Below are 9,559 nucleotides of genomic sequence, written 5' to 3'. Positions count from 1 at the left end.
AACGATCCGCTTCGCTTGGCGACTTCGCGGATAGGCACTGTTCTTCAGCCACCCAGATTGCTGGCGCTTTCCTTTCCGAAATTCATATCGGCCGCCAGCTAATTTCTCTTACTAGGCGGCCAGGCGTTTGCAGTTTTCGAGAAGCGGGCTTCGGCGCTGGCTATGGCCTTGCGCGCAAAGCACCCAGGCTCTCTACAATTCGGCAATCGCCAATACGGTCCGCCTCACAAGGTTGTAGCATCTGGCGTAGTTCCTCACGCAACGCGGTCAGATCGGCAATCTTGCCGTCGACCTCGCTCAGTTGTTGCCGGACAAGCTGGTCGACATTCTCGCAAGGCTTGTCGTCATGGTCGGACAGGGCGAGCAATTCGCGCACCTGCGCCATGCTGAAGCCGAGTTCGCGCGCACGTCGCACGAATGTCAGCGCCGCCAAATGGTTCTGCGAATAATCGCGATAGTTGCTGTCGGTCCGGTCTGCGGTGGGCAGGATACCCTCGCGCTCATAATAGCGGATCGTCTCCGCCTTGGTGCCAGTGGCTCGCGCCAGTTCGCCGATACGCATCGCTTGACCTTGTAGTTGCTACAAGGTGCATATGTCCCTGCGACTCGAACGTTGCAAGGAGAGCGGCATGGGCAAGTCGTGCTGCCAGACGCCAGATACTGACCCAAGCGCGCACAACAATCCGCGCTGGCGGCTGATCCTGTGGATCGCCCTGATCGCGAACGCCGGAATGTTCGTGGTGGAGATCGTCGCCGGTATCACGGCCGACTCCCGCACGCTCCAGGCCGATGCGCTCGATTTCTTCGGCGATGCGGCGAACTATGCGATCAGTCTCGGTGTGGCGAGTATGGCTCTGGCCTGGCGCGCAAAGGCTGCCCTGTTCAAGGCCGCCACAATGCTGGGCTTCGGCCTTTGGGTGATCGGCTACGCGATCTATGGCCTCGCCATCGGTTCGAACCCCGACCCGAAGACGATGGGAGCCATCGGGACGCTGGCTTTAATCGTCAACGTCATCGTTGCGCTGCTGCTGTTCCGTTATCGCACAAGGAGGCGCGAGCAGCAATGTCGCTGCGCTGGTCATTTGTGGCAGCGGTGATCTGCCCAGGAAAGCTTCAACAGAGGCGACGACCTGTTGCGACCGGAACCATCTACACTCATGCAGGAGAGGGCCCTCGCTGGAACCTGGAGCGGGCAAATTCGTCGTGCCTGTAACGGAACCTACAAGCTGCAAATCAGCGGTCTGGATGGTTCGATGTCTGACTGACCCGAAGGAATTTGATCATGCGATTTGCAATCGTAGTGTGTGCCCTCGCTGTTGCCGCCTGCAGTTCTCAGGATCAACCCGCTTCTGAAGAAGCTCCAGAAACGCAGGCAACGGCAGAACCATTGACTCCAACCATTCCACCCCCGCAGCGCGAGGAGCTCGCCGCCGCTTGGGCGGAAGCGTGTCCCGAAGCGGAACCTGCCAACAAGGGGCTTTGTAAATCTAAAGGCTTTGGTGACCCGGACTTCACGTGCGACTTTGCCTTGGGAGAGGATGAGTATCGTCGTTACACTGCAGAACTGACGATGTCAGACGGGGAATGGGTCCTCGCTGAACCTGATAATGCGTGCGCAATCGTAGAGTAATCCTTTGTCGTCGTGACGTTCTGCCGCTCGCTGCCCGAGAGCTGTGATCATCATAGGAATTAGGCACGCCGGTTTTAGCCGTGATCTGCGTTTTGAGCCACCATCGCCTCTCAGAGTGTATGAAAACTGCATGGTTGGAACGTCAGCTTCGGACGCCCAATGGCTTGAAAGCAGACGGACCGCTAGCGGCCCCAAAGCAGTCAGGCAGTATCGATTCAGTGCGTCAAATTTCCATTGGTCCACAGGATCCGGACATTAACTAGAAGCCTCCGAGTAAATCGTCGGCGCCGTCGAGGGCCTCCGGATTAACCGAGGTCATTATACGCTCCACAGAACGCCGCCTACGACCATCCGTGACCACCGAGTCTTTCCTGGAATCAAATTCTTCGACCACTCCCTTGATGGCTTCCCGAAGCCCGTCCTCGAACTCTTCGATCCCGGAAAAGTAATCGAGACCGATGAGCATCTTGGCAGTCTCTTCCGCATATTCTGCGCGGAACGTTCTGATCGCTCTCTCCTTGGCTTTGCCATCATAAAAGCATGTCATATCGTCGGCGAGTTTATCCGACGCATGACCAGACAATGCCCTCATAATTGTCCACGCAGGGCCCATCGCGAATATCGGCCCGAGCAATTTGACCAAGTGGTCATAAACCGACACCTCCATCAGGCTTTTGTCTAGCGCCTCGTGATACGCAAGCGTCTCTTCTGCGTGTGCCAGCTCGGCTCTCGCTTTCTCTACGCGCTCGCGATGCGGTTTGAGTGATTTGGGACCTCGAGCGATAGCTTTTCCCGCTCCATGTTGGAGCTTGACAGGCTTCTTCAGACGCCTTGAACCGAACGGCGATTCTCCACCCAAAAGCCATTCCCGCCACATCGCAGGAGAGACATCCCGAGGGGCCAGTTCTTTCACAAGTCGTTCGAGTGTTGCCCCGCGCTCTTCGTCGGACCTTAGGGCGATTTGTGCCTGAGCTTCCGGTGTCAGTTCTCCCCTTTTGCTGATGAGAATTTCCTTCAGCAGATGGGTCGCTTCCATCAGTGCATCCTTCTCACTTTCGTCATTATTCTTTGGACCATTCTTGCGGCCATCAGCCGCCTCATCGGTGTGCGTTGACATACCCCAAACCCCCTGGTGTAGCTCTTCGCCGAGCAATAACTCGGCCTTCGAATTATCATGGGCGCATGAAGATCAGGTCCTCAGTCGTCAACGTCGCATCCCGGAATTATTCAACTGGTCTGTGCCCAATTTTGCGTGCCCAATTTGGACTTCCGGAAATTGGGCACAGACCCCGAAATCTCTGCAAGAAGTGCAAAAAGGTGCTGGGCATACGCCCACGCTGCCCAACCATTTTGCCTTGGCGCAATACCGTAAAAGTGGCCAAGCCACTTTTACACGGGATTTACGCGCGAGAAACGCCACGAAACATCCCTATGCGCTCTCCGAGGGTGCGCCCCACAAAAGCGCGGGACCGGTTTTGTGTCGCTTTCGTCGCTCGCGCGCCGGGGCCTCTTATGAGCCTTCGCTCATTTCCGGCAGGCAATTATTGGCTTTCCCCAAAGGAACGGTAGCTTTGACTTAGCGGACGTTCATTTGCGGCATCGCGCTGAATGTGATCGCCCTTATGTCCGTGATTGCAGTGACCTCCGCGCCGGTTCTAAGCGCAGTGCGGGTTGCCGACACTGAACCCCCGTTTTCAAAAATGCATGGTCGGCGCGCGGGCCCCTTTCGACCTACTTGTTCGTTATAGCGTTGGCCGACTTACCCGGCCGCACCATCTAGGAGGTGATCATGCCCAAACTAGCTCTTTACGTGCCTTTGAAGGCCAAACCCGGCAGGGAGAGTGACATCGCTGCTTTCCTCAAGTCGGCACTCCCGCTCGTGCAAGACGAGCCCGGCACGCTGACATGGTATGCGATCGAAGAAGGCCCCGGCGCTTACGCCATCTTCGATACCTTTGACACTGAGGAGGATCGACAGGCTCATCTCGACGGTAAAGTGGCTGCTGCACTAATGGAAAAGGCGGAAGATTTGTTCGCCGAGCCGCCTCAGATCCATAAGCTCACGCTTCTAGCCGCGAAATAGGGCGCGCCCGCCGGTCCTGTCATTTCGATTTGATGTCGAAGCAACGGCTGCTTGTGGGTTTAACCGCTTCTGCCGAGTGTAACTGCTGTAAAGGCACGTTGATGGCCAGCCATTTTTGGGCCGTTTCCGGAATGTCGGCTGTGAAGCTCCGGACAGGGCAAAGCTGACGGTCCGTTGGGTTTCTGCCTCGGCCAGTAGCCTCTCTTATTTTACACCAGACATGCCCCGCCACATTGCCGGCAAAATTCGCCGGTCATTTGTGCGGCGCCGATGCGATTTACACGGATGCCCTTCTGCAATATCCAGCAGTAAATGAGCAAACGCGACCCTAACCTTGTCACTTCCGGCCTATCGGGTAGCCAATCGAAAGATGGGGTTTCTGTCGAGGTGAACATTTTTCGTCTGGAGGACGAAGGTCAATGGACCCTCGAAGTCGTCAATGAGAAGGGTACCTCGATCGTTTGGGATGACCAGTTCGCAGATGATGACGCGGCATTCAGGGCGTTCGAGCAGGTAGTCGCTGATGAAGGTATGGCGACCTTTCTTGATAGCGCCAATGTCATCCCATTTCCCGGCCAGTGAAAGTGACCAGAATTCCCGTGAACCAATCCGACGTATGAATCGTCTGACCGGCTTGGTTTCGGGCGCCGGTAGTTTAGCTGCCATATCGTGGCGAGTTCTGGGCCGTCAGCCGACAGTCTGCTATAAGCCTAACAAAGGGAAAAGCTGCCTAACGGTAAACGAGCCGGTTGCGGCTGTTGAACTAACCGACCATTTAGAACCCATGTCGAGCGATTGCTGTTCATCCAAGGGAACTGAGCTAGAGAAGCTTGCGAGGCAAGCAGACCAACGACGTGTCCTGGTCATCGTGCTGTCAATCAACGCTGTGATGTTCTTCGTCGAATTTGCAGCCGGCGTGATTGCTGGATCAGCTGCTCTCATGGCGGATGCCACTGACATGTTGGGAGACGCCTTGGTTTATGGCGTTAGCTTGTATGCCCTCTCGCGAGGCGACCGCTGGAAAGCTGGCGCAGCTGTCTTCAAGGGTATCCTTATCCTACTGCTGGGCTTAAGCATTCTGGTGAATGTCGCGATCAAGCTCAGCACAGGAGTGCCCCCGTCATCGGCTTTGATGCTCGTTTTCGGCGGATTGGCACTAATCGCAAATGTGGTCTGTCTATCGCTGCTGTGGCGATTTAGGCAGCAAGATGTGAACATGGCGAGCACATTCGAGTGTTCGCGCAATGATGTGATCTCAAACCTTGGCGTCCTTATCGCGGCGGGCGCAGTTGCGCTAACCTCCTCACCTTGGCCGGACATCGTGATCGGCGGGATGATGGCAGTGATAATCCTTCGGTCGGCAATTCGAGTTCTCAGAGAAGCGTTCCCGCAGTTGCGAGCTGATGCAGCGGACGAGCGCCAGGATGGCGCATAGCTGCCCAAAATTCCTCCATCCGCTCCCGCGTGCCTGTTTGATGGCCATTCGTAGATCGTCTGAGGCCCGTTCAACTTACGAGAAGAGCACGCCCTGCTAGAGCTTAGTCCGACCCATCCAATTACGATCGTTTTGCGCGAGGCCGTCGTATTTTAGGAAAGCGATTGGCAAGAAGCACGAAGCCGGAGACAGAAATGATGGTCCCGCCAATGCCGAACAACAGCAACCACCAGCTATTTATCCGATGCCTCTCGTTCCAATCCATGATGTGGAGCCCCCAGATAAAATCGAAGAAGCGCCAGGTGTCGCTCCTCGCAGCAAGTAGGGCGCCATTGGAGGCGTCGATATAAAGGCGCGTTGCATCCGGATCACCGAATTGAACCTGCCACGCCGGAAAAGGACCGCTGAATTCGGTACCGACAGGCTTCGCGACCGGTGTCGCCGCCTCAATGACAGTCTTTTGCCCTGACCAGGCATTCAAGGCAATTGCCTCGGCAGTCTCGCGCGAGAGGGGCGAGAGGAGCCGTCCGCTGGAAGGGTCGTGAAGGCTTGCGGTGCCGTCCGAACGGCGCAGCTCCACCATCGGTGTAGCGTTGACCATTTTTGTCGTGACCGAGAGCAGATCTCCGCCATTTGACGCCCATGCCGGCAGTGACGCGTCAGAGCTCAATGGCGCAGGTTCGCGCGAGATGACATGCTCGGAGCGGACGTGCTCGAGCTTCAGATAAGACATGAGCGTGCCCGTGGCCATCCACAACAGAGCTTGCGCGCCTACGAAGACGGCTAGCCATTTGTGGACTTTGCTACCGAAGATATGCAGCCGAAGCTTACGCGACCGTTGAATTGCCATTTTAAAATCGACTGCCTGATCAGTTCGGACGCGGGGCGCGGGACGAGGAGTGATACTGAACGATTTTCCATGCCCCATCCTCGTGGGTCAGGACCGACGTGGCGACCCCGTCACGCTCGATCACGCGACCGTCCTTTAAGGCGATCCGGTATCGATAGGTTTCATGGCCAAACGCTGCATGACCGATCACCCGGACACTCACCGTCGGATTTGTGAATGTAAACTCGGTGATTTCGCCAAGTTCCGGACCGAGATGATGCTCCATGTAGTGCGCAAAGGAACCTTCAGCCTTGCCGTTCTCGAACACCATGGAATCGTCTGCGAACAGCGTTCTCATGGCAGCCTCGTCTCGTGCGACCAAGGCGTCTCGGTAGGCGACGAGCGTGGCTTCCGCACTTTGCTCAAGCGCGTCCTGAGCCTCGCCGTGTGTGTCGTGTGCCGAATGATCAGCGTGATCGGCGTGCTGTGCGTGTGCCGCAATGGGCACTGCAGCGAGTGCTGCTGCAGCAGCAGCCGCGAAATATCCGAACTTCATTGTAATCCCCTCTTCAGAACCAGAACCGGACGCCGACGACGTAGTTTGTCACGCTGGGATCTTCCCCTGCGAGACGCGCATAGTCCGCGCTCTGGCCAACTTTCCATTCCTGCTCCACCCCGATGTAAGGGGCGAACTCGCGAGCGATTTCGTAACGGAGGCGCAGCCCCAGTTCGACCGAATCCAGGCCCGCACCGATGCCGAGCTCGGGAATGTCCTGAGCAGAAAGACTTACCTCAGCCCGAGGTTGCAGGAGAAGGCGCTGCGTGATGCGCTGGTCAAGCTCGCCTTCTACACTTGCAGTCAGGTCGCCCTTGTTTGACAGAAAAGCGGCTGCATCGAGTTCAAAAGTATAGGGTGCCAAACCCTGCACACCGATGACGGCATGGGTGCGCTCGGGACCGGTCAGATCCTGCCGGACGCCAACCTGAAGATCCCACCACGGTCCGATCGCGTGGCTCCAAAGTCCCTGTATCTCGGCGGACTCCACCTGTTCCCCGAAGGCGCCTTCGCCCTCGCTCTTGAACCAGAATTTGTCGGTATCGCCACCGTAGTAGCCCTGCACGTCCCAAAGATAGCCATCGCTATCTTCTCGCGCGCGATATTCAGCGCGGTCGCCCTGGAACCAGAACACCTTCATGCCGCCGTTCTCGGTGCGAAGGGCATTGCGCGAGGCTCGCATGGCATCGGCACCCCAGATCGCATCGGCAGCGCGTGGCGGACCCGATCCTGCCGCAGCCGGAGGCGCCCCTTCCGGGATGGGTGTCATGTCCATGGTACCGTGCCCCATCGCACCGTGATCCATGGTTGTCTGTTCGGGTTGCTGCGTGTTTTTATGGCCCATCGCGGAATGGTCCATGCCTTCCATCTTGGAATGATCCATGGTGGAGTGGTCCATGCCCTGCATCTGACTATGGTCCATCTGGGAATGGTCCATTTGAGAATGGTCCATGCCGGTATGGCCGTCCTGCGCAGGTTCGGTTGGTTGCGCTTTGGGCGCACACGCCCCCTCAGGCACCGAATGGCCCATAGCGCGGTGGCGTGCGGCCTCTTTTTCGCATTCGGTCTGGGAAGGTGATTGCGCGCCAGGCATCGCATGACCCGAATGATCCTGTGCGATGGCGGGGGTGGCGGTGCTTGCAAGGAGCATGACAGAGAGCAAACGCATCAGTCTTCTCCCACCCGCTTCATTTCGGGCTGATTGCCCCGCGGCGCGACGGTCACGATCTGAAACATGCCAGAGTGCATGTGATAGAGCAGGTGGCAGTGGAAGGCCCAGTCGCCCTCTTCGTCGGCGGTAAGGTCGAAGGTGGCGCTGCCACCGGGCTGCACGATAACGGTATGCTTCTGCGGCTGGCGATCGGCAGGTGCACCGTTGACCAGTTCGAAGAAGTGCCCGTGCAAATGGATCGGGTGCGCCATCATCGTGTCATTGACCAGCTTCACCCGGACACGTTCGTTATAGGCGAAGCGGATGGGATCGTCGCTAACGGCACTGAACTTCTTCCCGTCGAACGACCACATGTAGCGTTCCATGTTCCCGGTCAGATGGATTTCCATCTGCCTGGACGGACGGCGCAAATCGTCATTCGGCGCTAGCGCAACCAGGTCCTTGTAGGTGAGGACCTTGTGGGGAACCTTGTCGAGGCCAATGCCCGGGTCGCCCATGCGATCAACCGGGTTCATCGACACCATATCGATACCGGGGCCGACCTTTACGTCGGGAGGCAGTTTGGACGTGTCACGCATATTCATGCCGCCCATGTCCATGCCCGCCATCGGTTCGGCAGCAGCACCTTGCGATGACATGTCGTGGCCCATGGCCGAATGGTCCATCCCGGCCATGTCGCCACCGCCATGATCCATTCCGCCCGACCCGTGGTTCATGCCCATGTCCGCCATCGTCAACAGCGGGGGGTCGCGTAGGGGCGGTACACTTGCCCGCGCACCGGGGCGGGATGCCAAGGTCGCTACAGCCATGCCTGAGCGGTCCATGCTTTCGGCCACGATCGTGCGGGCTTCGCCAGTCGGCTCGACAATAATGTCGTAAGTCTCGGCCGTGCCGATCTGGAATTCTTCAACTTCGACTGGGCGCACGTTCTGGCCGTCGGCACCGACTACCCAGAACTTAACCCCGGGTATGCGAAGGTTGAAGAACGTCATGGCACTACCGTTGATGATGCGCAGGCGCACCCGTTCGCCGGGAGTGAAGAGAAATTCCAGACCTTCTTCCGGTCCCCGCCCGTTGGCGAGATAGGTGTAGGTCGAGCCCGTTACGTCCAGGATGTCGGTCGCCATCATGCGCATACGCGCCCACATCCTGCGGTCCTCGCCCGACAGGGGATAGTCGTCGGTCCAGGTATTCTGCTGGTAATTGAAGTAGCCTTCGCCCTTCTTGAGCTTGTCCATGATGGTATGTGGATGGAGAGGGGTGAATTCGCTCAGCAACAGGACGTAATCGCGGTCGGCCTGGACCGGATCGGTTGCGGCGGGTTCGACCACGATCGGGCCGTAGTGCCCCGCCTGCTCCTGCAGCCCCGAGTGACTGTGCCACCAGTAGGTGCCGCTCTGTCGCAGCGCGGGAATGTCATAAACGAATGTCTCACCCGGCTTGATCCCCGGGAAGCTGACGCCGGGAACGCCGTCGAACTGGAAAGGCAGCAGCAGGCCGTGCCAGTGGATCGAGCTGTCTTCATCGAGCGTGTTCGTGACCGCGAGCCGAACCGGCTGACCTTCCTTGAGGCGAACCAGCGGACCCGGCACGCTGCCGTTGACGGCGATCGCGTGTCCGCGACGCCCCTGCACGACGCGAGGCCCTTCGCCGATTGTCAGAGCGATGTCGCGGCCCGACACCTCGTCGAAACCGGGGCGGATCGCCCCATCGTGCAGATTACCTCCTCGGGCCCAAGCCGGGGCGGTGTGCGCTAGCCCCATAAACGTCGCGGCCTGGGCGCTACGGGTAAGAAATCTGCGGCGGTCAAAAGCGAATTGTTGGGTGGGTTTCGTGGTGCTCATACCCAGCCTTA

11 protein-coding genes are annotated in these 9,559 nt (G+C 58.1%); 5 read left to right on the top strand and 6 right to left on the bottom strand.

Annotation, left to right across the window (positions count from 1 at the left end; all coding sequences use genetic code 11):
* Nucleotides 1–160: 160 nt before the first annotated feature.
* Complete coding sequence (locus tag ACSH0F_RS13270) at nucleotides 161–562, bottom strand: MerR family transcriptional regulator (RefSeq protein ID WP_435203565.1); 402 nt, start codon at nucleotides 560–562, stop codon at nucleotides 161–163.
* A 67-nt stretch (nucleotides 563–629) separates the two neighbouring features.
* Here ACSH0F_RS13270 and ACSH0F_RS13265 point away from each other — a divergent pair, with 67 nt between their 5' ends.
* On the top strand, nucleotides 630–1,097 hold the full coding sequence (locus tag ACSH0F_RS13265; protein WP_435203563.1) for a cation transporter: 468 nt from the start codon (nucleotides 630–632) through the stop codon (nucleotides 1,095–1,097).
* Nucleotides 1,098–1,282: 185 nt separating this feature from the next.
* Nucleotides 1,283–1,630 (top strand): hypothetical protein, encoded by a 348-nt coding sequence (locus tag ACSH0F_RS13260; protein ID WP_435203561.1) that lies wholly within the window; start codon nucleotides 1,283–1,285, stop codon nucleotides 1,628–1,630.
* Between the two features lie 259 nt (nucleotides 1,631–1,889).
* On the opposite strand, the gene ACSH0F_RS13255 is transcribed toward ACSH0F_RS13260, so the two are convergent.
* Nucleotides 1,890–2,747 carry a hypothetical protein gene (locus ACSH0F_RS13255; RefSeq protein WP_435203560.1) on the bottom strand — a complete coding sequence of 286 codons (858 nt, stop codon included), beginning with the start codon at nucleotides 2,745–2,747 and terminating at the stop codon, nucleotides 1,890–1,892.
* Between the two features lie 672 nt (nucleotides 2,748–3,419).
* Between ACSH0F_RS13255 and ACSH0F_RS13250 the strand changes: the two genes are divergently transcribed.
* The 3 genes from ACSH0F_RS13250 to ACSH0F_RS13240 all read left to right on the top strand — a co-directional run bounded on the left by ACSH0F_RS13250 (nucleotide 3,420) and on the right by ACSH0F_RS13240 (nucleotide 5,148).
* Nucleotides 3,420–3,713, top strand: coding sequence for a putative quinol monooxygenase (locus tag ACSH0F_RS13250; protein WP_160683805.1), 294 nt, complete (start codon nucleotides 3,420–3,422; stop codon nucleotides 3,711–3,713).
* Between the two features lie 312 nt (nucleotides 3,714–4,025).
* A complete protein-coding gene (locus tag ACSH0F_RS13245) occupies nucleotides 4,026–4,295 on the top strand; it encodes a hypothetical protein (RefSeq protein WP_119512645.1) in 270 nt (89 codons plus the stop codon).
* 202 nt (nucleotides 4,296–4,497) lie between these two features.
* A complete protein-coding gene (locus tag ACSH0F_RS13240) occupies nucleotides 4,498–5,148 on the top strand; it encodes a cation diffusion facilitator family transporter (RefSeq protein WP_435203558.1) in 651 nt (216 codons plus the stop codon).
* A 121-nt stretch (nucleotides 5,149–5,269) separates the two neighbouring features.
* Here the strand turns inward: ACSH0F_RS13240 and ACSH0F_RS13235 are convergent, their stop codons facing one another.
* The 4 genes from ACSH0F_RS13235 to ACSH0F_RS13220 are packed head-to-tail and all read right to left on the bottom strand — an operon-like array spanning nucleotide 5,270 to nucleotide 9,548.
* A complete protein-coding gene (locus tag ACSH0F_RS13235) occupies nucleotides 5,270–5,998 on the bottom strand; it encodes a PepSY domain-containing protein (protein WP_435203556.1) in 729 nt (242 codons plus the stop codon).
* Between the two features lie 19 nt (nucleotides 5,999–6,017).
* On the bottom strand, nucleotides 6,018–6,533 hold the full coding sequence (locus tag ACSH0F_RS13230) for a YybH family protein (RefSeq protein WP_435203554.1): 516 nt from the start codon (nucleotides 6,531–6,533) through the stop codon (nucleotides 6,018–6,020).
* 13 nt (nucleotides 6,534–6,546) lie between these two features.
* Complete coding sequence (locus tag ACSH0F_RS13225) at nucleotides 6,547–7,701, bottom strand: copper resistance protein B (protein ID WP_435203552.1); 1,155 nt, start codon at nucleotides 7,699–7,701, stop codon at nucleotides 6,547–6,549.
* On the bottom strand, nucleotides 7,701–9,548 hold the full coding sequence (locus ACSH0F_RS13220) for a copper resistance system multicopper oxidase (protein ID WP_435203550.1): 1,848 nt from the start codon (nucleotides 9,546–9,548) through the stop codon (nucleotides 7,701–7,703). The genes ACSH0F_RS13225 and ACSH0F_RS13220 overlap by 1 nt, the downstream gene beginning before the upstream one ends.
* Between the last annotated feature and the right edge of the window lie 11 nt (nucleotides 9,549–9,559).

The sequence above is a fragment of the Qipengyuania sp. 902 genome, from assembly GCF_051195295.1.
Classification (GTDB): domain Bacteria; phylum Pseudomonadota; class Alphaproteobacteria; order Sphingomonadales; family Sphingomonadaceae; genus Qipengyuania.
This window is presented reverse-complemented; position numbering and strand designations above follow the sequence as displayed.

What these genes read in the sequence shown, in the direction of transcription:
- ACSH0F_RS13270 (WP_435203565.1), bottom strand. Translation starts at nt 562, where the DNA reads ATGCGTATCGGCGAACTGGCGCGAGCCACTGGCACCAAGGCGGAGACG.
- ACSH0F_RS13265 (WP_435203563.1), top strand. Translation starts at nt 630, where the DNA reads ATGGGCAAGTCGTGCTGCCAGACGCCAGATACTGACCCAAGCGCGCAC.
- ACSH0F_RS13260 (WP_435203561.1), top strand. Translation starts at nt 1,283, where the DNA reads ATGCGATTTGCAATCGTAGTGTGTGCCCTCGCTGTTGCCGCCTGCAGT.
- ACSH0F_RS13255 (WP_435203560.1), bottom strand. Translation starts at nt 2,747, where the DNA reads ATGTCAACGCACACCGATGAGGCGGCTGATGGCCGCAAGAATGGTCCA.
- ACSH0F_RS13250 (WP_160683805.1), top strand. Translation starts at nt 3,420, where the DNA reads ATGCCCAAACTAGCTCTTTACGTGCCTTTGAAGGCCAAACCCGGCAGG.
- ACSH0F_RS13245 (WP_119512645.1), top strand. Translation starts at nt 4,026, where the DNA reads ATGAGCAAACGCGACCCTAACCTTGTCACTTCCGGCCTATCGGGTAGC.
- ACSH0F_RS13240 (WP_435203558.1), top strand. Translation starts at nt 4,498, where the DNA reads ATGTCGAGCGATTGCTGTTCATCCAAGGGAACTGAGCTAGAGAAGCTT.
- ACSH0F_RS13235 (WP_435203556.1), bottom strand. Translation starts at nt 5,998, where the DNA reads ATGGCAATTCAACGGTCGCGTAAGCTTCGGCTGCATATCTTCGGTAGC.
- ACSH0F_RS13230 (WP_435203554.1), bottom strand. Translation starts at nt 6,533, where the DNA reads ATGAAGTTCGGATATTTCGCGGCTGCTGCTGCAGCAGCACTCGCTGCA.
- ACSH0F_RS13225 (WP_435203552.1), bottom strand. Translation starts at nt 7,701, where the DNA reads ATGCGTTTGCTCTCTGTCATGCTCCTTGCAAGCACCGCCACCCCCGCC.
- ACSH0F_RS13220 (WP_435203550.1), bottom strand. Translation starts at nt 9,548, where the DNA reads ATGAGCACCACGAAACCCACCCAACAATTCGCTTTTGACCGCCGCAGA.